Source organism: Polaromonas sp. P1_F6 (assembly GCF_056405695.1).
The window spans coordinates 128,305-149,127 of the sequence record NZ_JBFUBQ010000006.1 but is presented as its reverse complement, the minus strand read 5'-3'; the positions used below and the strand labels follow the sequence as shown (position 1 = coordinate 149,127).

General features: G+C 62.9%; 18 protein-coding genes. 9 read left to right on the top strand and 9 right to left on the bottom strand.

Going from position 1 to position 20,823, the window contains the following annotated elements; all coding sequences use genetic code 11:
- Positions 1-190 precede the first annotated feature (190 nt).
- The gene (locus AC1DY9_RS17425; RefSeq protein ID WP_477667149.1) at positions 191-1,855 is read right to left on the bottom strand and encodes an alkaline phosphatase family protein; all 1,665 of its coding nucleotides are present in this window, start codon (positions 1,853-1,855) and stop codon (positions 191-193) included.
- Between the two features lie 242 nt (positions 1,856-2,097).
- Between AC1DY9_RS17425 and AC1DY9_RS17420 the strand changes: the two genes are divergently transcribed.
- Positions 2,098-3,144, top strand: coding sequence for a BLUF domain-containing protein (locus AC1DY9_RS17420; protein WP_477667148.1), 1,047 nt, complete (start codon positions 2,098-2,100; stop codon positions 3,142-3,144).
- Positions 3,145-3,266: 122 nt separating this feature from the next.
- On the top strand, positions 3,267-3,911 hold the full coding sequence (gene nth, locus AC1DY9_RS17415; RefSeq protein WP_477667147.1) for an endonuclease III: 645 nt from the start codon (positions 3,267-3,269) through the stop codon (positions 3,909-3,911).
- Between the two features lie 9 nt (positions 3,912-3,920).
- Here the strand turns inward: nth and AC1DY9_RS17410 are convergent, their stop codons facing one another.
- The 3 genes from AC1DY9_RS17410 to AC1DY9_RS17400 form a co-directional block, all read right to left on the bottom strand.
- On the bottom strand, positions 3,921-5,045 hold the full coding sequence (locus AC1DY9_RS17410) for an ABC transporter substrate-binding protein (RefSeq protein ID WP_477667146.1): 1,125 nt from the start codon (positions 5,043-5,045) through the stop codon (positions 3,921-3,923).
- An 89-nt stretch (positions 5,046-5,134) separates the two neighbouring features.
- On the bottom strand, positions 5,135-6,112 hold the full coding sequence (locus AC1DY9_RS17405; RefSeq protein WP_457278769.1) for a Bug family tripartite tricarboxylate transporter substrate binding protein: 978 nt from the start codon (positions 6,110-6,112) through the stop codon (positions 5,135-5,137).
- Between the two features lie 81 nt (positions 6,113-6,193).
- Complete coding sequence (locus AC1DY9_RS17400) at positions 6,194-7,414, bottom strand: pyridoxal-phosphate-dependent aminotransferase family protein (RefSeq protein WP_477667145.1); 1,221 nt, start codon at positions 7,412-7,414, stop codon at positions 6,194-6,196.
- 115 nt (positions 7,415-7,529) lie between these two features.
- Here AC1DY9_RS17400 and AC1DY9_RS17395 point away from each other — a divergent pair, with 115 nt between their 5' ends.
- Complete coding sequence (locus tag AC1DY9_RS17395) at positions 7,530-8,225, top strand: GntR family transcriptional regulator (protein ID WP_457278771.1); 696 nt, start codon at positions 7,530-7,532, stop codon at positions 8,223-8,225.
- A 70-nt stretch (positions 8,226-8,295) separates the two neighbouring features.
- Positions 8,296-11,400, top strand: a complete 3,105-nt coding sequence (locus AC1DY9_RS17390) for an FAD-binding and (Fe-S)-binding domain-containing protein (protein WP_477667144.1) — start codon at positions 8,296-8,298, stop codon at positions 11,398-11,400.
- 135 nt (positions 11,401-11,535) lie between these two features.
- Here the strand turns inward: AC1DY9_RS17390 and AC1DY9_RS17385 are convergent, their stop codons facing one another.
- Positions 11,536-12,123 carry a hemerythrin domain-containing protein gene (locus AC1DY9_RS17385; protein WP_477667143.1) on the bottom strand — a complete coding sequence of 196 codons (588 nt, stop codon included), beginning with the start codon at positions 12,121-12,123 and terminating at the stop codon, positions 11,536-11,538.
- Positions 12,124-12,344: 221 nt separating this feature from the next.
- On the opposite strand from AC1DY9_RS17385, the gene AC1DY9_RS17380 reads away from it, so the two are divergent.
- A complete protein-coding gene (locus AC1DY9_RS17380; RefSeq protein WP_477667142.1) occupies positions 12,345-13,337 on the top strand; it encodes a DUF2167 domain-containing protein in 993 nt (330 codons plus the stop codon).
- 13 nt (positions 13,338-13,350) lie between these two features.
- Positions 13,351-14,076, top strand: a complete 726-nt coding sequence (locus AC1DY9_RS17375) for a site-2 protease family protein (RefSeq protein WP_457278775.1) — start codon at positions 13,351-13,353, stop codon at positions 14,074-14,076.
- Positions 14,077-14,100: 24 nt separating this feature from the next.
- Here AC1DY9_RS17375 and AC1DY9_RS17370 read toward each other — a convergent pair whose 3' ends face one another.
- On the bottom strand, positions 14,101-14,358 hold the full coding sequence (locus AC1DY9_RS17370) for a hypothetical protein (RefSeq protein WP_457278776.1): 258 nt from the start codon (positions 14,356-14,358) through the stop codon (positions 14,101-14,103).
- A 123-nt stretch (positions 14,359-14,481) separates the two neighbouring features.
- Here AC1DY9_RS17370 and AC1DY9_RS17365 point away from each other — a divergent pair, with 123 nt between their 5' ends.
- The 3 genes from AC1DY9_RS17365 (at position 14,482) to AC1DY9_RS17355 (ending at position 16,250) form a co-directional block, all read left to right on the top strand.
- Positions 14,482-15,078: a 3'-5' exonuclease gene (locus AC1DY9_RS17365; protein WP_457278777.1), complete on the top strand. Its 597-nt coding sequence runs from the start codon at positions 14,482-14,484 to the stop codon at positions 15,076-15,078.
- 122 nt (positions 15,079-15,200) lie between these two features.
- Positions 15,201-15,419 (top strand): hypothetical protein, encoded by a 219-nt coding sequence (locus AC1DY9_RS17360; protein ID WP_457278778.1) that lies wholly within the window; start codon positions 15,201-15,203, stop codon positions 15,417-15,419.
- A 42-nt stretch (positions 15,420-15,461) separates the two neighbouring features.
- Positions 15,462-16,250, top strand: a complete 789-nt coding sequence (locus AC1DY9_RS17355; RefSeq protein WP_477667141.1) for a substrate-binding domain-containing protein — start codon at positions 15,462-15,464, stop codon at positions 16,248-16,250.
- A 9-nt stretch (positions 16,251-16,259) separates the two neighbouring features.
- Here AC1DY9_RS17355 and AC1DY9_RS17350 read toward each other — a convergent pair whose 3' ends face one another.
- The 3 genes from AC1DY9_RS17350 to dnaB form a co-directional block, all read right to left on the bottom strand.
- Entirely contained in the window at positions 16,260-17,285 is a 1,026-nt protein-coding gene (locus AC1DY9_RS17350) for an ABC transporter substrate-binding protein (protein ID WP_477667140.1), read from the bottom strand.
- Positions 17,282-19,156, bottom strand: coding sequence for an SLC13 family permease (locus AC1DY9_RS17345; protein ID WP_477667139.1), 1,875 nt, complete (start codon positions 19,154-19,156; stop codon positions 17,282-17,284). Before AC1DY9_RS17345 ends, AC1DY9_RS17350 begins: the two co-directional genes overlap by 4 nt.
- Before the next feature lie 232 nt (positions 19,157-19,388).
- Positions 19,389-20,801 (bottom strand): replicative DNA helicase, encoded by a 1,413-nt coding sequence (gene dnaB, locus AC1DY9_RS17340; protein WP_457278782.1) that lies wholly within the window; start codon positions 20,799-20,801, stop codon positions 19,389-19,391.
- Positions 20,802-20,823 lie beyond the last annotated feature (22 nt).

Genomic DNA, 20,823 nt, shown 5'->3' with positions numbered 1-20,823 from the left:
CGAGCACCGCAGGTTGCCCGCAGCGAAGCGAAGGGACGCAGGAACCAGGGTCGCCTTTTCTTTGCTTACTTTCTTTTGGCGAAGCAAAAGAAAGTGAGTTGCATGCCGGGCAACCCCCGGCCAGTAGCTCTCAACAAGAAGCACAACCAAAAAATCAACAACCGCCCCTTACCGGAGGCCTTCACCGTAATCACAACCCCTGTAGCGGCAGCAACTTGCCCTCGGCCGCGGAAGGCGGCGCAATGCGCAGCAGGCGCGACAGCGTGGGCGCGATGTCCACCACTTCCACCCGCGCATCGATGCGGCCGGGCTTTATCCAGGCGGGGCCGTACATCAGGATGGGCACTTGCGTGTCATACGGATGCGGTGAGCCGTGGGTGGCGACCGTGTTGCCGAACATCCAGCCGGGCTTGAGTGAATACTGCACGTCGCCCGACACATCGGCGTGCCAGGATTTTCGGATCTGATCAAAAAATGGCGCACCGGCACGGCTTGCGCTTGCCAGTTCGCGACGGGTATAGGCCGCAGCAAAGCCGGGCTCTGCCAGCAGCAGCGTGCGGGCTTCTTCTGCCAGGGCATTCGGGTCTGCCTGCTTTTGCGCGATGAGTTTTTTGTCGAACAGCAAGCTGGAGCCGGAGAATCCCGCCGTCCATTTGCCTTCGCCAAACCGTTTTTCCAGGCCGGTGTTGACGCGCCACAGCACCTGACTGCTGTTGACGCGACCGGCCTCACGGCCCTGGCTGGCGAGGTAGTCAGGTGACGGCATGAAGCCGTGGTCGGCCGTCAGCATGACGAGGTAGTTGTCTTTGCCGACGCGGGCGTCCAGGTCCTGGAAGAAGGCCTGCAGCATGCGGTCGAGTTGCAGCAGGTGGTCGTGCGACAGCCGTGACTCGGCGCTGTAGGCGTGGTTCACGTAGTCGTGGCCCGACAGGCTGACCGACAGGATGTCGGGAATGTCGTCCTGCCCCAGCTGCTCGCCGGCAATGGCCGCGCGGGCAAACTCCAGCGACATGGCATCGACAAAAGGACCACGCAGCAGCGAGCTGTAAAACCGCGGTCCGGGCGCCGTGTCGTCGGGCGCGCCGTACATGGCTGGCAAACCGCCACCGGCGGGGCCAAACCATTTTTGCTGGTCGGGCACAGAGCGCGCATAGGCGGCCTCGGGCAGCAGGGCTTTCCATTCGGTCTTGAAGTAACGGTCGGCCAGCTTCTGGCCGTTAAAGGCATTGACCCAGCCCGGATGCGCGGCCATGTAGTGCGTGCTGGACGCAAACTGCCCTGTGGCACCCATGTACATATAGGCCGTGCCGGTTTTGCCGGCGGGCAGGATGGCGCCGCGGTCTTTGCCGGAGATGCCGATCACTTTTGAGCGGCTGTCTACCCGCCGCAGCACGTCGCCCACCGTTTCCACCTTGAGGTTCTTCGGGCTGGTGCCGTCGAGCGCATTGGTCTGGTGGCCGATGTAAGTGGCCGTGGTGTCGCCCGTGCAATACACCGGCTCTGCGGTGATGGGGTCGCGCCAGTCGTTGCCAATGATGCCGGTGCGATGCGGATAAGCGCCTGTGAGCATGGTTGCGTGGCCGGCCGCGGTGACGGTGAAAGCATGGCCGTAATGCGCGTTGGCGAACCAGGCGCCGCGGTCAAGGAAGCGTGCCAGGCCATCGGGCGCGAGCTGGTCGCGGTAGTCCAGCACCTGGCGCTGCGGCAGCCCGTCTACTACCAGGAAGACAACGAGTTTGGGCCGCGGTGCAGCGGCTTGCGATGGCGCGGTAGCGCCGGGCGCTGCGGCACAACTGGCCAGCAATACTGCCGTGAACGCGGCAACCAGAATACGCAAAGGTGTGTGAAGTTTCATGGGGATCATGCGGGTGATGCTAGGTGAGTTCATGGTTTGCGGGCAACAGTAGTCACCCGTAGCAGGCCTGGCTGTCACGGCCTGTTGCCGGGAAGGCTTGCATGGTAACTGCGTCACCACGTACCCATTTGGGTCCCCTGTGTAGGACCATGGCTCTCCGGACTACTACTTCTGTCTCGTTCACATTTGGTTTCAATGCCAAAGGATTGACGTGCGTTTCGGTTGTAAGGCAGGATGCATTCATGACCAACAACGCAGCGCCGGACGCGGCGCCCAACGTAGCGCCATATGTCGCCGCTCCAGGAGAGACGGAGGTTGAGCGCGTGGTGACGGCGAGCATGTGCAACATGCGGGAAGGCATCTTCGCGCAGATGGAAAACATCCGCACGGAGTCGCTGCGCCACAACACGCCCCTCGGTCTGCACGTAGTGCTGCATTACCAAAGCGGCTGGTTTGTGCATTGGGTCGAAGGGCCTTCGGCGGCAGTGCGGGACTTGCTGCAGCATGTTGTGCAACACGACCCGCGCCACCATTCACCCCATACATTGCACACCAGCAAGGGGCGGCGGCTTTTGCCGACACCGTGGTCCATGGCGATGTCGCAGGCCACCGAGTCGGCGGTTTATTTCGGCCGCCGGGTCATGGCCCTGCGGGAGCAACTTGAAAAGGGCAAACAGTATTCGCCCTCCTCGGTGCTTCGCCGCCTGTCGGCACCCATGCAACTTGCCCAGGCGCAGGCACTCGCAGACCCCGAAGCCTTTCACCGCATGGGCATCTGCTCGGCCAGCGGCACCGAGGCTTTCGACATGGTGGGCTGGCTGGCCCAAAAGACGGGCGGGGTGGTCGCAAAACGGCGCTTTGCCGGCGAGACAGACTTTGACGGCAGCAGCGAGTATGTCGACTTCATGGAAGGCGGCTACCCATGCCGGCTGATTGCCGTGGCGCGCAACGGCCTGACGCACGGGCTTCGCCGGGCTTTCCTTCCGGAGTGGCCGCATTTTGTGATGCTCTTTTGCGGCGCGGCCAAGTTTGACAATGCGCTGATGGACCGCATGATCGCCGCCTGCGACGGCCTGCCTGCGAAGCCGGTGCTGGTGGGGGTTGCCCGCGACACCGCGACCCACCAGCGCATGCAGGAGATGGCAAAGGCTGCGCAGCTGGAGTATGTCGTCGGGGGCGTTGCCACGCCCGACAACTGCAACGCCATATGGCAGACGATGCGCGACCAGCTGGACCGGGCCGGTGCGCCGTCCAGCTCGGTGTGGGACGTGCCGCGCATGGCGGCCTGAGCGCCCTGCCCCATTTCCCCATTTCCCCATTTCCCCATTTTCCCGTTTTTGTTTATCGGCATCTTGCTGCACGGACAGGTGTTTGCGCGCGCCGGCCTTCGCGCGCCGATACACTGCGAGGCATGAAAAAAGAAGACATCGCCCCATTTTTTGCCACGCTGAAGGCGGCCAACCCGATGCCTGTGACCGAGCTGGAATACACCAGCGTGTTTGAGCTGCTGGCCGCCGTGCTGTTGAGCGCGCAGGCCACCGACGTGGGTGTGAACAAGGCGACGCGCAAGCTTTTTCCGGTGGCCAACACGCCGCAGGCCATCATTGACCTGGGGCTGGAACGCCTGGAGTCTTACATCCGCACCATCGGGCTGTACCGGACCAAGGCCAAAAACCTGCTGGCAGCGTGCCAGATTCTGGTAGAGCAGCATGGCGGCAAAGTACCGCGCAGCCGCGAAGCACTGCAGGCCCTGCCCGGCGTAGGCCGCAAGACGGCCAACGTGGTGCTGAACTCGGCATTTGGCGAGGCCACGATGGCGGTGGACACGCACATCTTTCGCGTGAGCAACCGCACAGGCCTGGCGCCCGGCAAAAACCCGCTGGAAGTCGAGCTGGGCCTGCTCAAGCGCGTGCCTGCCGAATACATGGTGGATGCGCACCACTGGCTGATACTGCACGGACGCTATGTGTGCATTGCGCGCAAGCCCCAGTGCTGGCAATGCGCGGTGGCACCGTGGTGCGACTTTGAACCGAAGACGCCGCCGCCGGCGGCGTAAAGAAAGCGCCTAACGGGCGAAGGTGCCGTCGGCGCGAATCATTGTCAGATTCACGAAGCGCGAACCCAGATTGCTTTGCTTGCTGTAAGTCAACGCAAAGCCGCCCAGGTCTTCATTGGTGAATGTTTCGAGCGTGCTGATGAGTTTGGCGCGCGTGACCGGCGCCGGCGTTTTTTGCAGCGCGCGCACCACCAGCTTGGCGTTCAGGAAACCTTCCATGCTGTTGTAGCTGAATTTCTTGTCGCCGTTGGACGAGATGACGGTCTGGTATTCACGCACGACGGCGTTGCCCAGCTCGGTAAACGGGTAAGGCACGACCTGCGAGGCAATCACGCCGGCTGCCGCATCCTTGAGCTCGGCATGCAGCCCGGACGACACGCTGAGCACCATGAACTGGGCGGTCACGCCCTTGGCGCGAAAAGCCTGGATGAACGCCGCATTGGGCTTGGCCTGCCCGATCAAAATCACGGCTTGCGGCTGCGCCGCGGCAATCACCTCGGCAGCTTTGGCAACGTCAACCGTGCCGCGCGGCACCGGGGCCACGGCAGCAGCCGTTGCGCCGCGCTTTTGCATGGCGGCGTTCAGGGCTTCCAGGCCTTCCTTGCCGAAAGCGTCGTCCTGGTACATCACGCCGATTTTCTTGATGCCGATGGTCCACGCGTGGTTGACCGCCGCTTCGATCTCGTCGGTGGTGCTGGCGCGCACGTGGAACAGGTTGGACACATACGGTTCACGCAGCGACTTTGCGCCGCTGGTGTTGCCGATCTCTGCAATGCCGGCCGCCTGCACCAGGGGCACAATCTTCAGCATGTTGGCCGTGCCGCGATAGCCCACCAGCGCTACGGCGTTCTGGGTTTCGATCAGGGCCTTGGTGTTCTCGGCCGTCTTGTCGGGATTAAAGCCGTCGTCCAGGCTGACGAGTTTGATCTTCTCGCCGCGAACGCCGCCTTTTTTGTTGATGTCATCAAAGTACGCGTTCATGCCGCGCACATAGTCGGTCGTCAGTGCGGCGCTATTGCCAGAGAGGTCACCCGAGTGGCCGAGCACGATGTCGGCCGAAGCGGCCGAGGCGGCCAGACCCAGAAATAAAGCGGCCAGAAAACGGCCGCCCTTTGAAAAATTAACAACTTTCATGAAACGAATCCCTACCCTCTTGTGAAAAAATTGGTGTCAATAAAAAAGCCGGCCCAAGGCCGGCTTGTGCTTCCGGTGCGCGGTGTATGTCAGGCGTCGACCCTGACCTTGGCCTGCTGGGCCACCTGCGCCCACTTCTTTTGCTCCATCTTGATGAAGGCCGCAAATTTTTCGGTGCTGCCGCCGCCGTCTTCGGCGCCATACTGGTCCATCTTTTCCTGCACGTCAGACATGGCCAGTACCTTGTTGACGTCTTCGTTCATGCGTTGGACCATGGCCGGCGGCATCTTTGAAGGGCCCATGAGGCCGTACCACACGGTGGCTTCGAAACCCGGGAAACCGGACTCGGCCATGGTGGGCACATTGGGATGGCCTTTGGCGCGCTTGAGGCGCGTTTGCGCCAGCGCGATGGCCTTGCCGCTTTTGACATGCGGCGTGGCCGAGGTCATGGTTTCAAAGCAGTAGTTGACCTGCCCGCCGATCAGATCGACCAGCGCCGGGCCGGAGCCGCGATAAGGAATGTGCAGCGCAAAAATCTTTGCCTGAAGCTTGAACATTTCCAGTGCAAAGTGCTGGGCCGAACCACCGCCCGCAGAAGCAAAGCTGATCTGGCCGGGTTTGGCCTTGCACAAGGCCACCAGGTCCTTCACGGTTTTGGCGGGCTGGTCGGCATTGCAGATGAGCATGTTGGGCGTGACGCCGACCATGCTGATGGGCACGAAGTCGCGATCAGCGTCGTAGCCGAGCTTGATGCCCAGTGCTGGCGCCAGCGCGTGGCTGTTGATGTGGGCCATCAGCAAGGTGTTGCCGTCACCGGCCTGCTTGGCCACGTAGTCGGCGGCAATCACGCCGGCCGCGCCACTCTTGTTTTCAATGATGACCGAGGTGTTCCACATGGTGGACAGCTTCTGGCCCACCACGCGCGCCAGCGCGTCGGTGCCGCCGCCGGGCGGGAAACCCACCACAATGCGCACCGGCCCACTGGGCAGCGTTTGCGCCCTGAGCATGGGTGACGCCACCATGGCGGCTGTGGCCGCCGTCGCGCTGATAAAGGTTCTGCGTTGCATGGTTTCCCTTTTTGATTCGGTAATTTATGGAATTTTGATGACCGTTTGACGTAACACCCTGCGGTCGTGCGCAGCGGGTGATCAGGCTGCCTTGCGCTGCGGCACCACAGCCGCATGGCTGGAAAAGTGGTCCATGGCGGCTTGCACACCCGATCCCGCGAGTTTGACGCCCGCAAGTTTCAGACCCATTTCACAGCCGCTCAGCGCCGCCATCAGCGTGAGGTCGTTGCAGTCGCCCAGGTGGCCGATGCGGAACATCTTGCCTTTGACCTTGCCCAGGCCGGTGCCCAGTGAGCAGTCAAAGCGTTCGTAAATGATCTTGCGCACTGCGTCGGCGTCGATGCCTTCAGGTGTCATGACGCCGGTCAGCACCGGCGAATACACGGCCGCATCGGCGCACTGGATCTGCAGGCCCCAGGCCTTGACCGCCGCACGCACGCCGACAGCCCAGCGCTGGTGGCGCGCAAACACGGTTTCCAGGCCGTGCTCCAGCAGCATGTCGCAGGCTTCGCTGAGGGCGTACAGCAGGTTGGTGTTGGGGGTGGACGGCCAGTAGCCGGTCTTGTTCATCTCGATGATTTCATCCCAGGCCCAGAAGGCTTTGGGCAGCGTGGCCTTTTTGCTGGCTTCGATGGCCTTGGCCGACACGGCGTTGAAGCTGATGCCGGGCGGCAGCATCAGGCCTTTCTGCGAGCCGCTGATGCTGACGTCAACGCCCCACTCGTCGTGGCGGTAGTCGGCCGAAGCCAGGCCCGAAATGGTGTCGACCAGCAGCAGGGCCGGATGTCTGGCGGCGTCAATCGCCTTGCGCACGGCGGCAATGTTGCTGGTCACGCCGGTGGAAGTTTCGTTGTGCACCACGCAGACAGCCTTGATGCTGTGCTGGGTGTCGGCCTTCAGGCGCTCTTCAATCAGATGGGCCTGGACACCATGGCGCCAGACGTCGGCGCCGGGGTAGCCGATGACTTCGGTTTTGAGGCCCAGGCGCGCAGCCAGCTTTTGCCACAGCGCGGCGAAATGGCCGGTTTCGTACATCAGCACATGGTCACCCGCATTCAGCGTGTTGGAAAGCGCGGCTTCCCAGGCGCCGGTACCGGAGGCCGGGTAAATGATGACGGGTTGTTGGGTCTGGAAGATCTTCTTGATGTCGACCAGCACTTTGAGGCCCAGCGCCGCGAATTCAGGGCCGCGGTGGTCGATGGTGGGCAGGCTCATGGCCCGCAGGACGCGGTCAGGCACCGGCGAAGGGCCGGGAATTTGCAGAAAATGACGTCCGGTGGGGTGAAAGTCAAGCGTCAACATGGCGAAAAACTCCAGAAGTAGGGCGCTATTTTTTGCATACAAAATTCATTTGTCAATAGAGCAAAGGGTTACAAATTGATTTGACACCCCTGTTTTTTGCATACAAAATTTGCTTATGGCCGCCGAAATCATTCCCATCCCCCGCGCTGCCCTTCACGAACAGGTGGCGCACCGCCTGCGCCAGATGCTGGTTGAAAACCGCATCCACCCGGGCGCCAAGCTCAATGAGCGCGAACTCAGCGAAGTTTTGAACGTCTCGCGCACACCGCTGCGCGAGGCCATCAAGATGCTGGCCGCAGAGGGCCTGGTCGAGCTCTTGCCCAACCGCGGTGCGATAGCGGTGGAACTCACCGAAGCCGACGTGCTGAATACCTTTGAGGTCATGGCCGGGCTGGAGGCGCAATCGGGCGAACTGGCCGCCCAGCGCATCACCGACGATGAGCTGGCCGAAATCAAGGCCATGCACTTTGAAATGATGGCCGCCTACACGCGCCGCGACCTGCCCAACTACTACCGGCTCAACTCCGCCATTCACAGCGCCATCAACGCGGCCGCGAAGAACCCGGTGCTCACCACCACCTACCGGCAGGTCAACGCGCGCCTGCAGGCGCTGCGCTTTCGCTCCAACCAGGACGAAGAAAAATGGAAGTCAGCTGTGAATGAACACGAGCTGATGATTGACGCACTGGCTGCGCGCGACACCGCCGCCATGCGCAAGGTGCTGCTGGGCCACCTGGCCAGCAAGCGCGAAGTCGTGGTCCAGCAACTGCGCGCCGCGGCGGCGCCCGCCAGCACGCCTTCCAGGGCGTGACCTGCAACGTGACCTTTGCCTGGCTTCAGGGCCGGGCCTCAACACCCACACAAAACCCGGATCGCCCGCGATGAACGCCCCCCTTCCACTCAAGATATCCCGGCAGGCCGCGGCCCACGCCTACGACAACGTGGCCCGCATCAGCAATGAAGTTGCCGGCAGGCTTGCGGCACGGCTGGCCGCCGAAACACAGGGCGAAGTGCTGTTTTCGCCGGCCGACCGGGGCCGTTACGCCACCGACGCCTCCATCTACCAGGTCATGCCTGTGGGAGTGTTTGTGCCGCGCACGGCAGACGACGTGAAGGCCGCGCTGGACATCTGCCGCGACATGCAGGTGCCCATCGTGCCGCGCGGCGGCGGCACCAGTCAGTGCGGGCAAACCGTGGGCACCGGCCTTGTCATCGACTACGCCAAGCATGTGCGCAACATCCTGGCGGTGAACCCGCAAGAGCGTACCGCCGAGGTAGAGCCCGGCATTGTGCTGGACCACCTGAACGCAGCCCTGAAAAAACACGGCCTGTGGTACCCGGTGGATGTTTCGACCAGCGCGCAGGCCACGCTGGGCGGCATGGCGGGCAATAACTCCTGCGGCAGCCGCAGCATTGCCTACGGCAACATGGTGCACAACGTGCTGGGTGCCAAAGCCTGGACATCCGACGGCAGCCTGCTGCAACTGGGTGCTTACGCCGGCAGCAGCGGCAAGGCACGCGAGCTGGGCAGCCACGTGCGTGCGCTGGCCGAGGAGCTGCACCCCCTCATCAAGCGGCGCTGGCCCAAAGTCATGCGGCGCGTGGGCGGCTACAACCTGGACATCTTCGACCCGCAGAGCGAGCGGCCCTACACCAGCGACGGCTCGGTCAACCTGGCGCATCTGCTCATAGGCAGCGAAGGCACGCTGGCGCTGACCCGGTCGCTGACGCTGCAACTGAGCGAGCTGCCCCGGGCCAAGGTGCTGGGTGTGGTGAATTTCCCGACCTTTTACCGCGCCATGGATGCGGCGCAATTCATCGTCAAAATCGGCGAAGGCGCGCTCACTGCGGTAGAGCTGGTCGACCGCACGATGATTGACCTGTCGCTGCAAAACCCGGCCTTTGCGCCGACGATCCGCAGCGCGCTGATCGGCGATCCGGCGGCCATTTTGCTGGTGGAGTTTTCGGGTGCCAGCAAGGCCGAGCTCTTGCCCAAGCTCAAGCGCCTGGGCGAGTTGATGGGCGACCTGCTGCTGCCCGACTCGGTGGTGGAGATGACCGAGGACGCACCGCAAAAAAACCTGTGGGAGGTGCGCAAGGCCGGCCTCAACATCATGATGAGCCTCAAGGGCGACGGCAAGCCGGTGAGTTTTATCGAAGACTGCGCCGTGCCGCTGGAGCATCTGGCCGCCTACACCGACGCCTTGACCGAGATCTTCAGGAAGTACGGCAGCAAGGGCACGTGGTATGCCCATGCCTCCGTCGGCACGCTGCACGTGCGGCCCATCCTGGACATGCGGCGTGAAGGCGCACCCAAGATGCGCGCGATTGCCGAAGAAGCCTCCGTGCTGGTGCGCAAGTTCAAGGGTGCCTACAGCGGCGAACACGGCGACGGCCTGTGCCGCGGGGAATGGATCAAGTGGCAGTTTGGCCCGGAGATCAGCCAGGCCTTCGCCGACATCAAGCAATACATGGACCCGGCGGGCTTGCTGAGCCCCGGACGCATGATCAACCCGCCCAAGATGGACGACACGCGGCTGATGCGGTTTCCGCCGGGCTATCGTGTCATTCCCCTGAAGACTGCGCTGGACTGGCGCGCCTGGGACGTGCAGAACGACCCGGCCACCGAAAGGACCAGCGCACCCGGCAGCGGCGGCGACCCGGCCCGCGGCTTTGCCAAGGCCGTGGAGATGTGCAACAACAACGGCCATTGCCGGAAGTTTGATGCCGGCACCATGTGCCCCAGCTACCGCGTGACACGCGACGAGCAGCACCTGACGCGCGGACGCGCCAACACACTGCGCCTGGCATTGAGCGGGCAGCTCGACGGGATGAAGGCCGAAGACGCCTTCACCAGCGAGGCTGTAAAGGAAGCCATGGACCTGTGCGTGGGCTGCAAGGGTTGCAAGCGCGACTGCCCCACCGGTGTGGACATGGCCAAAATGAAGGTGGAGTTTTTGCACCACTACAAGCACAAGCACGGCTACACGCTCAAAGACAAGATGGTGGCGTACCTGCCCGACTATGCCCACTGGGCCAGCCGCCTGGCGCCGCTGCTGAACCTGCGCGACAAGGTGCCGGTGCTGGCGGCCTGGAGCGAAAAACTGATGGGCCTGTCGGCCCGCCGCACACTGCCGCAATGGACGCGCCAGACCTTCTGGAAGCGCCTGAACAAACCCGGCGCGGCGTCGAAAGGAAGCATCACGACCGCCAGCCGCGAAGAAGTGCTGGCCGCCGCACGGCCGGTCGTGCTGTTTGTGGACACTTTCAACGGCTACTTTGAGTCAGAAAACGCACTGGCTGCACTGAAGGTGCTGCAGGCCGCCGGCTACACGGTGCATGTGGCTGCGAAAACCGAGGCCGACGGCAAGAGCCTGTGCTGCGGCCGCACTTACCTGGCCAGCGGCATGGTAGGCAAGGCCAGAGCCAAGGCGCGCGAGGTGGTGGAAGCCCTGCTGCCCTTTGCCGAAAAGGGCATCGCCATCGTCGGCCTGGAGCCCTCCTGCCTGCTGACGCTGCGCGACGAGATGCTGGTGATGGGCCTGGGCGAAGCAGCGCACACCATCAGCCGCCATGCATTGCTGCTGGAGGAATTTCTGGCGCGCGAGGCAGCCGACGGCAAACTCGACAAGCTCAAGGGCCGGCTGAAAGCGACGGCCCAACCCATCTTGCTGCACGGCCACTGCCACCAGAAAGCTTTTGGCGCGGTCAGCCCTATCATGGATGTGCTCAAGCTGATTCCCGGCGCAAAACCTGAGCTGATCGAGTCAAGCTGCTGCGGCATGGCAGGAAGCTTTGGCTACGAGGCCAACCACTACGAGGTGTCGATGCAGATGGCCGAACTCAGCCTGCTGCCAGCGGTGCGCAAGCAGCCCGACGCCATTGTGGTGGCCGACGGCACCAGCTGCCGCCACCAGATCAGGGACGGCGCGCAGCGCGAGGCGATTCACGTCGCGGTACTGCTGGCGCAGCAGCTGCAGGGCTGAAGGCGGCCGCCGCACGGCAGGTTTTCAGCAGCCGGAACGCTATACTTTTAATAGCTGCTTGCGCTTTACCCTATTGGGCTACAGCCTGTTTTTGCTTGAATATTCCGGTGCAACACATTTCAGCCACGCAAGCGCCTAGACATGCCCCACCACCATGGGCGCATGCCTGAGGTGAAGCGACAGGCCCAGTGCCGCCATGTGGTTGCCGTTGCGCCCGAGGATGGTTTCGGCCAGCGGAAGGAATTCTTCCTCTTCAAAGCGCGCGTGTTTCAGGTAGGCCTGCACCAGCGCCTCCGCCGCTTGCAGGTCCAGCTCTGCCGGCTGGCTTTTTGCCGCCGCTTTCACTGCGGGTTCGAGGTCTTTCCAGATCGATTCGATCTTGCGGTGCTCGGCCACCAGGCGCTTGATCATCGCGCTGACTTTGTCGGCCTCTTCCCCCTTGGCGGCACTGCGCAACACCGCCGGGAACAACTCATTTTCTTCGTCGGCATGGTGGCCTGCCACCGCGTACTTGAAGAGGCTGAGCGTGTGCGAAGCGACGTTGCGCGCTTGCGCCGCCGCGGCCAGCAAGGCCGGCAGTTCGGCGAAAGCCTGCAGCTGGGACACGATACCGAAGTGGCATTGCGAGAAGCCGGCCAACGGCATGGTGAGGTCAACCAGGCCAGCAGCGGCGGGAGGCGCGGGCAATTCCCCACTGTGGTAGCTGACGTGATGGATGCTCATGGATCTTTCCCCTGGTTAACGGATGCACCCTGCCGGCCAGCCAACCCGGCAACAGCCGGACAACAGCCAGGAAGCGCCGGGAAGAGCCAACCGGACACCGTGCAGCCAGTTTGACTATAGGGAGGCGATCAGGGGCGCTGTTGATCCAGATCAAACAGCCGCCGGTTCCCCCAAAGCCCGTGTCAGAATATCCGGAAATTTATTCCAACAGGGAGGACTTGATGAACCATTTGTGGACGCGCATCTGTGCGCTGGCGGTTGTGCTGTCTTGCGGTGCTGCCATGGCGCAGCCGATGACAAAAGACGAAGCCGAAAAAATCTGGGCAGAAGCCCGTACAGCAGCCAAGGAAGGCCCGCAGGATATTGCCCTGGCCGACCAGGCGGTGCTGAAGCTGCCGGCCGGCCGCATTTTTGTGCCGCAGCCGCAGGCCGCCAGGCTTCTCAATGCCATGGGCAACCCCGGCAAGGATTCGCGGCTGCAGGGCCTGGTGTTTCCGGCGGCCAACGACTCCTGGTTTGTCACGGTGCGCTTTGAGTCCGCAGGCTACGTGAAAGACGACGACGCCAAGGACTGGAACGCCGACGACCTACTCAAAAGCTACCGCGAAGGCACAGAGGCCTCGAACAGCGAACGCAAGAAGATGGGTTTTCCTGAAATGGAAATTGTCGGCTGGGCCGAAAAACCGGCCTACAACGCCGCCACCCACCGGCTGGTGTGGGCCATGTCCAGCAAGGACCGCGGCGCAGCGCCCGATGCCGCGCAAGGGGTGAACTACAACACCTATGCGCTGGGGCGTGAAGGTTACTTCAGCCTGAACCTGGTGACGGCGCTGAATGATTTGCCGAAAGACAAACCCGTCGCCGCGGAGCTGCTGTCGGCCCTGCAATACAACGACGGCAAACGTTATGCCGATTTCAACTCCAAAACCGACAAGGTGGCCGAATACGGCCTGGCCGCGCTGGTGCTGGGCGTGGCCGCGAAAAAACTCGGCTTCTTCGCCGTCGCCGCGCTCTTTTTTGCCAAATTTGCCAAGGTGATCTTTCTGGCCGTGGCGGGGTTTGGCGCGGTGTTCCTGAAATACTTCAAGCGCAAACCGGCTGCAGCGCCCATGCCGGTCGCGGCCGCCGAACAGGAGACGATTCCTGCCGCATTCGGCAGTGCGGCAAACGCGCCAACCACCCCGGCAAAACCTCCCGCACCGCCCACCGCCTGAAAAGCACCTTCGCGTGACGAAACTCCTGCTGCTGCTTTTCACCGGCGCCAAGTTCGGCAAGTTGCTGCTGACGGGCGGCAGCATGCTGATTTCGGTGTTTGCCTACGCGCTGTTGTTCGGCTGGCGCTACGCGGTGGGTTTTGTGGCGCTGCTGTTTGTGCATGAAATGGGCCACTACATTGCGGCGCGGCAGCGCGGCCTCAATGTGGGCGCGCCCACCTTCATTCCGTTTGTGGGCGCCTGGGTAGAGCTCAAGGACATGCCGCATGACGCCGAAACCGAAGCGTATGTAGGCCTGGGCGGCCCGCTGCTGGGCACGATAGGCGCGCTGGCCTGCTATTTTCTGGCGCGCGACCAGGACAGCAATCTGCTGCTGGCGATTGCCTATTCCGGCTTTTTCCTGAACCTCTTCAACCTGATTCCGCTGTCTCCGTTTGACGGAGGCCGCATCACCGCGGTGCTGTCGCCGCGCATCTGGTTTCTGGGGGTGCCGGTGCTGGTGGGCCTGTTCTTCTGGCGGCCCAGCCCCATGCTGATCCTGATGGCGCTGCTGGCCGGGCCGCAGCTGCTGAAGGCCATACGCTATAAATCAGACAGCGAAGAGGCGAAAACCTATTACGCCACCAGTGCCGCCACGCGCTTTGAATACGGCTTTTATTACCTGGCCCTGGCGGCGTTTCTGGCGGTAATGACGCATGACGTGCATGAAATGCTGCGCGGCGTCAGCGGCATCCGGTAAATCGGGTTGAACGCACGGCTCGTGTCAGTCCGGCACAAACTTCGCGTTGAAGGTCGCCTCGTCTTCGGGCAGCTCCAGCGTCACCAGTTGCCCCATGCGCATGTCGGCGAGGCGGCAGGCGCCGAACAGGCTGTATTTGCCCTTGAGCCCGTAGCTTTCCATGTCGATCAGCATGAAGGAGTGCGGCACAAACACCTGGTGCAGAAAAATCGTACGGTGCCGGTTGCGCGGCGACGGAAAGAGCTTGTATTGCTCGGTGGTGATGCTTTGTGCTGCTGCCATGGTGTGGATGAGTGAGGGCGGTCGGGGGCTGTCCGGTGTAATGCGTTAACCCTGACTGTAAGCTCTAGCCTTGCACAGACCTTGCCGCGGCCCTGTTTTTTGCCCACTTATGCCCCAATACCCATGACAGAGCGTCACCCAACCCCCGGAAAAGAAGAAATTGCCCTGCTGGAGCCGTTCGACCGGTTGAGCCTGGGACAGATCCAGGTGGTGGCGACACCGGCCCAGGCCGCCGCAGCGCTGCAGGCCCTGGCTGGCGCCACGGTGCTGGGCTTTGACACCGAGTCGAAACCGACCTTTGCCAAAAACGAGGCCTCTGAAGGGCCGCACATCGTGCAGCTTTCGGCGCTCGACAAGGCCTGGATCTTCCAGCTCGAAGACGCCGAATGCCGCCGCGTGGTCGGGCTGCTGCTGAGCTCGCCCGCCATCATCAAGGCCGGCTTCGGCCTGGGGGACGACCAGCGCCGCATCATCCGCAAGCTGGGCACAGACCTGCAGGGCGTGCTGGACCTGAACGTGGTGTTCCGCGAGCGCGGCTACCGCAAGGACATGGGTGTGCGCGGCGCCGTGGCCGTGATGTTCAACAAGCGCTTCCTCAAGTCCAAGAAAGCCGCCACCTCCAACTGGGCCAATGAAAGGCTGACGGAAGCGCAGATCATTTATGCGGCCAACGATGCCTATGGCGCGCTGCGGGTGTACAAAGCGCTGGGGCTGGGGTAAGCGCGGCCGCAATACGCTACCAAATTGATAGCTGGCTGCGCTTATCCACAAAGGGTTTCAACCGCTTTTTACTTAAAAACCCTGACGGCCAAAATTGTCTTTATCTTTAGAAGGAAACAACCATGAAAACACTACTCCCCCTGCTCGCCTGCGTCCTGATGTCCGGCTGCGCCGCCGAACTGGTCAGCGTCAATGACAAACTGATTGTGGTCAAAGCCCGCCCGTCGAAACTGGGCGAAGCCACCGACATCGCTGAAATGGAATGCCAGAAGCGCGGCCTGCACGCCCGGCTGGTGACAAAGCCGACCCCCGAGCAGTACGGGTTTGAGTGCGTGCGCTGAGCCACGCATCCACGCTGCAAATCGAAGAAACGAGGAGATGGCATGCAACAACTTCTGAAGTTCTGCAGGATCTTTTGGCTGCTGCTGCCCGTGCTGGTGTGGCCCGGCGGCGCCGCGTGGGCGGCCGACATTCACGTGATGACCTCGGGCGGCTTTACCGCCGCCTACAACGAGCTGGTGCCGGCCTTTGAGCGTGCAACCGGGCACAAAGTCATCACGGCGTATGGCGCTTCCATGGGCGACGCACCGGATGCCATTCCGAACAGGCTGGCGCGCAAGGAGCGGGCCGACATCGTGATCCTGGCGGCGCCGGCGCTGGATGCGCTCATCAGCCAGGGCAAGGTGCAAGCCGGCAGCCGGGTGGACCTGGTGCGCTCCCTGATCGGCATGGTTGTACGCGCAGGTGCGCCCAAGCCTGACATCAGCACGGTCGACGCGCTCAGGCGCACGCTGTTGGACGCCCGGTCCATTGCCTACTCGGCCAGCGCGAGCGGTGTCTATATCTCGACCGAGCTGTTCCAGCGCCTGGGAATTTCCGCGCAGGTTGCGGGCAAGAGCACCAAAATACTCAGCGAGCGGGTGGGCACCGTGGTGGCCCGCGGCGATGCCGAACTGGGCTTCCAGCAGGTCAGCGAACTGCTTCCGGTTCCGGGCATCGACTACGTGGGGCCACTGCCGGATGAAGTACAGCGCGTCACCGTGTTTTCAGCGGGCATTGCCACCGATGCTGTCGAGCAGGATGCCGCACGTGCATTGATTCGTTTCTTTACCACTGCGGCGGCCGCGCCCGTCATCCGGAAAACCGGGCTGGAACCCATTACGCCTCGGTAATAGCGGGTATCAGGGGTAGTAGAGTTGCTCCAGCCGCGCGGCCTCGGTGTAGATCGACGGCAGCGTGATGTTGCGGGCACCCAGTGCGGCAGCGCGCAAACCCACGCTGTAGCGCGCGTCCTGGCCCGGAAGCGGTGGTGCACTGGCGGGTTTTGCCTTCAGCCAGGCTAGGGCGTCGGCGGCAGCGATTTCCCCCATCGACTTGGCAGACGGCGCTACGCTGAGCCCCCCGCCCTGCTGAACGTATTCAATATCGACCCCCAGCGGCAAGGGCGCGGCATTGGCTTCGAGCCACTTGATCACCTCGGCATCGGGCACCACGCCGGCCGCTGCGGGCCCGGCACGCAAACTGCCGTGCGAGAGCACCAACACCACATCGGCCTTGCCGTCCATGGCCTTGGTGGCAGCCTGCCAGGCGGGGAAATCGCCCAGTGTGTGGGTAGCCACCACGCTGTGCGGCGCCCAGTTGAAAGCCTCGACCTGCCTGAGCTGACCCTGGCTGGTGGGGCCGGCGTCGCCCAGCACCGCCACACGTACGGGCTGGCCCTTTTTGACGTGCTGCAGCAAGTCGCGCATGGCGGCCAGCGGCAGGCGCTCGGCCACACCGGTGACGTTGGCTGCGCCCACGTAGCCGTACTCTGCGGGCTCATGGTCTATGGCGGCGAACACCACCCTGGGACGGCCCTGCCCGGCGAAGCGGCGCATCACGTATTGCTGGGCTTCGTCATCTACGGCAATCACCAGGTCGGGGTTGAACTGCTCAATGGCGCGCAGGCCTTCTTTTGCGGCGTCCTGGCGATGGTCTTCATCGGGAAGGCGGTCTATGCCGAGGTAATGCCAGCGAACAGTCAAGGGCTGCCTGTTTTTGTCCAGGACATGGCGTATGCCTTCGTCCATCTTGCCGACGGTGGTGGAGCTTCGGTCCGAGCTGTGCAGCACCAGCACCCGCGGCTTGGACAGGTTGAACATGCCCAGCAGCAGCAACGCGACAAGAAGGGCCGCGCCCGTCAGGACGGCGAGGGTTCCATTTTTCATACCAGGCCCAGCCATTCCCAGTAAGGGATCGAGAGATAGGCCGCCAGCAGGCGCGCCAGGTTCATCCAGTGGTTATAGCGCAGGAAATCGGTGTGTTTGTAGTAGCGGTCCAGCCCGCTGCCCATGACCTGCAGGTACTGCGAGCTTTGGTAGGGCATGAACCAGATGTCGCTGAACATCGCAGTCAGGAAGACCACGACCCAGGGGTTGATGAACTGCGCCTGCCCGATCGGCAGAAGGATGACCGCAGCCACGATCATGCCGGCGGTGATCGGCAGCACCAGGCGCAGCAGCAGCGTGACCACCAGCGCGACCGGAATGAACCAGACCATTTTGCCGCCGACGAAATCAAACATGTTGCCCGCCGAATGGGCCAGTGCGGTGTCCAGCCCCAGGTAGCTGATGGCGCGGCTCAGGCCGTCGAGGCTGAGCAGAAAGAAAATCATCGGCCAGTCGATCTTCTGCTGGAAGTCTTTCTTGCTCAGCAAGCCCATGAGCAGCAGGCCCACCAGCAAAAAGGCCGCCAGCCACGCAGGAGAAATCTGGTGCCAGCCGGCGGTGCCGGCGCCCAGCAGGAAAAACAGGAAACCGGTGAGTGCAGCTTTTTCGGACCGGGTGACGTCGCCCAGCAAGGCCAGCTGGCGCTTGAGCCTTTCCTTGGGCAAAGCGGCCTGGGCCGTGCGCCCAAAACACAGGCGCACCACCACCAGGTGCATGGCCGTGACAGTGAGCGCGGCCACGCCGGCAGCGGCAAACCAGAACAGGCCCTGGAACTGGTCCTGCAGTTGCACGGGCAGCATGCCGAAAGCCGTCAGGTTGGACGACTTGCTGGTCAGCAGCATCGGCGAGAACAGCATGGCGCCGGAAAACGTGGCGGCCATCAAGGCCGTGGCGGACTTGCTGTGCGCCGGCAGGTTGAGGCCTTCGATCATGTCGCGGTAAAACGGCAGCACCAGCGACAGCCGCGCATTGCCAGAAGGCATGATGGGCGACAGCAGGTAACCCGACAGCAGCAGCGCCGCCTGGTGCCAGAACGGCGTGTCGGGCAGGCGTATCAGCAACCACAGCATGAAGCGGTAGCTCAGGCCCGAGGCGGAAATCACGGCGGCCAGCGCGTACACGCCGACCAGCGTGGTGAGTGTTCTTGACGAGAACCCGGCCAGAGCGACTTCGTAGGGCACAAGACCCACGATCAACACCGCGGTAATGGCCACCAGCGGCGGCACGAACTCATCGGCCAGGTTGAACAGCCACATCAGCACCGTGGCCGACAGGATGGCCAGGAACAACGAGGCCTCCACCACCAGCCCGGCCATGCCGGAAAGGAAATAAATCGCGGGCGGCACCAGCACCACACCCAGCCAGCCGACAAGCTCGCGCCGGGAAATGGGTTTGGCCGGCTTTTTGGCGGCGGGCTTGCCGGGGGCCGGCGCAAGAAAGGATTCGCCGCCCACATAACCCATCAGCGTCAGCCAGGCCTTGTTGCGCAAGGCGGGCGATTTTGCAGCCAGCTCGGCCAGGGCGTCGCGCGGAACCTGCACCGCCCTGACCCGCGTGGCGGCCGTGACGCTGCACAGATAATTGGCCGTGTCGCAGGCGGCTTCTTCACCGCAGCGCATACCGGGCAGCACCACAGTACGGCCGGCCGGCGTGGTCAGCTGCAGCTCGCCGGCTTCGATCACGTATAGATATTCGGCCGGCGCGCCTTTCTCGTATAGCGTGTCGCCGGCGGCGAATTCGAGCGTGTGCAGGCTGCCGAGCAGGCGTGCAAGCTGGCTGCCGGACAGGTCGGCGAACAGCGCGTCGCCACGCAAAAGCGCCAGGATGTCGGCGTCGGGGATGGCAGCGGAAATGACGGAGGAAACAGGCATGGATTCCCGGACCTACAGTGAGGTGACGGTAAGAATCCGCAGGGGCATCGGCATGGAACCTCCTCCTTTAGCTATTGTATTGATAGCTGCTTGCGCCCGGCTTGATTGGCCTGCAGCTGTTTTCTGCCATTAAATCACCGTTTCCCCGAAAACGGCCGCCGGAAAACCCTAGGAGGCGGCTGCGCCATGGCCACGTCGATGCGACAGGAAGGCTTGCGAGTTTCTTCAGGCCTTAAAAATCCCCACTGCCGCCACTGGCCAGGCTTTCGAATTTGGTAATGCGGTTCAGGAAGGCCAGCTTGACCGTGCCCGTCGGGCCGTTACGCTGTTTGCTGATGATGACCTCGGCGACACCGGGCTCCTTGCAGGCCTCTTTGGTGTAGTACTCGTCGCGGTAAATGAACATGATGATGTCAGCGTCCTGCTCGATGGCGCCGGACTCGCGCAGGTCGCTCATCATGGGGCGTTTGTCGGTGCGGGACTCGACGCCGCGGCTGAGCTGCGACAGCGCGATCACGGGGCACTGCAGCTCTTTGGCCAGCATTTTCAGGCCACGTGAGATTTCGCCGACGGCCGTGGCGCGGTTCTCGTCTGCCATGCCGCCGGATACGCTCATGAGCTGCAAATAGTCGACCACGATCAGGCCGAGCTTGCCGCACTGGCGGGCCAGGCGGCGGGCGTTGGCGCGCAGCTCGCTCACCGTGAGGCCGGGAGTCTCATCGATGTGCAACGAAACCGTACGCAGCTTTTCAATGGCTTCGGTCAGGCGCGGCCATTCTTCGTCCGTGAGGGCACCGGTGCGCAAATGGGTCTGGTCGATGCGGCCGATGGAGCCGACAATACGCACGGCAAGCTGCGAGGCGCCCATTTCCATGGAGAACACGGCAACGGGCAGACCTTCGAGCAAGGCGACGTTTTCGGCAATGTTGATGGCCAGTGCGGTTTTGCCCATGGAGGGGCGCGCCGCCAGAATCACCAGGTCACCGGCCTGGAAGCCGGACGTCATGCGGTCCAGGTCGTAGAAGCCCGTGGGCACGCCGGTGACATCCTGCGGGTTCTCGGCCATCTCGGTGACGCGATCGAGCAGGCTCACGACCAGCGTATCCATGCTCTGGAAGCCTTCTTTCATGCGCGAGCCCTGCTCGCCGATCTTGAAGATCTTCTGCTCTGCTTCGTCGAGGATGGTCGCGACGTCTTTGCCCTGCGGGTTAAAGGCGTTGGTGGAAATCTCGTCCGAGGCGGACACCAGTTTGCGCAGGATGGAACGCTCGCGCACGATTTCTGCGTAGCGGCGAATGTTGGACGCGCTAGGAACGTATTGCGCAAGGGAATTGAGGTAGCTCAGGCCCCCTACTTCGTCGGCCTTGCCCTGGTTTTGCAGGTGCTCGTACACCGTAATGATGTCGGCCGGCTTGGAGGCGTTGATGAGCGCGCCCACGGCGGCATAGATCAGCTTGTGTTCGGAGCGGTAGAAGTCCTGGTCGGTCAGCAGGTCGCCCACACGGTCCCACGCGCCGTTGTCGAGCAGCAGGCCGCCCAGCACGCTGGATTCACCCTCGATTGAGTGCGGCGGAATGCGCAGCTGGGCGATCTGGCGGTCGGGGCTGTAGCCGGGATCGTCATAGGTGGAAAGTACGGCGGACATGGGTTTCCTTGAGAGACTGAAA

Excerpts from the sequence above, each read along its gene's own strand:
- AC1DY9_RS17400 (WP_477667145.1), bottom strand. The coding sequence starts at position 7,414 with ATGTTGACGCTTGACTTTCACCCCACCGGACGTCATTTTCTGCAAATT.
- AC1DY9_RS17360 (WP_457278778.1), top strand. The coding sequence starts at position 15,201 with ATGAAAACACTACTCCCCCTGCTCGCCTGCGTCCTGATGTCCGGCTGC.
- AC1DY9_RS17355 (WP_477667141.1), top strand. The coding sequence starts at position 15,462 with ATGCAACAACTTCTGAAGTTCTGCAGGATCTTTTGGCTGCTGCTGCCC.
- AC1DY9_RS17395 (WP_457278771.1), top strand. The coding sequence starts at position 7,530 with ATGGCCGCCGAAATCATTCCCATCCCCCGCGCTGCCCTTCACGAACAG.
- AC1DY9_RS17380 (WP_477667142.1), top strand. The coding sequence starts at position 12,345 with ATGAACCATTTGTGGACGCGCATCTGTGCGCTGGCGGTTGTGCTGTCT.
- AC1DY9_RS17345 (WP_477667139.1), bottom strand. The coding sequence starts at position 19,156 with ATGCCTGTTTCCTCCGTCATTTCCGCTGCCATCCCCGACGCCGACATC.
- AC1DY9_RS17425 (WP_477667149.1), bottom strand. The coding sequence starts at position 1,855 with ATGAAACTTCACACACCTTTGCGTATTCTGGTTGCCGCGTTCACGGCA.
- AC1DY9_RS17370 (WP_457278776.1), bottom strand. The coding sequence starts at position 14,358 with ATGGCAGCAGCACAAAGCATCACCACCGAGCAATACAAGCTCTTTCCG.
- AC1DY9_RS17410 (WP_477667146.1), bottom strand. The coding sequence starts at position 5,045 with ATGAAAGTTGTTAATTTTTCAAAGGGCGGCCGTTTTCTGGCCGCTTTA.
- AC1DY9_RS17350 (WP_477667140.1), bottom strand. The coding sequence starts at position 17,285 with ATGAAAAATGGAACCCTCGCCGTCCTGACGGGCGCGGCCCTTCTTGTC.
- nth (WP_477667147.1), top strand. The coding sequence starts at position 3,267 with ATGAAAAAAGAAGACATCGCCCCATTTTTTGCCACGCTGAAGGCGGCC.
- AC1DY9_RS17420 (WP_477667148.1), top strand. The coding sequence starts at position 2,098 with ATGACCAACAACGCAGCGCCGGACGCGGCGCCCAACGTAGCGCCATAT.
- AC1DY9_RS17385 (WP_477667143.1), bottom strand. The coding sequence starts at position 12,123 with ATGAGCATCCATCACGTCAGCTACCACAGTGGGGAATTGCCCGCGCCT.
- dnaB (WP_457278782.1), bottom strand. The coding sequence starts at position 20,801 with ATGTCCGCCGTACTTTCCACCTATGACGATCCCGGCTACAGCCCCGAC.
- AC1DY9_RS17390 (WP_477667144.1), top strand. The coding sequence starts at position 8,296 with ATGAACGCCCCCCTTCCACTCAAGATATCCCGGCAGGCCGCGGCCCAC.
- AC1DY9_RS17405 (WP_457278769.1), bottom strand. The coding sequence starts at position 6,112 with ATGCAACGCAGAACCTTTATCAGCGCGACGGCGGCCACAGCCGCCATG.
- AC1DY9_RS17365 (WP_457278777.1), top strand. The coding sequence starts at position 14,482 with ATGACAGAGCGTCACCCAACCCCCGGAAAAGAAGAAATTGCCCTGCTG.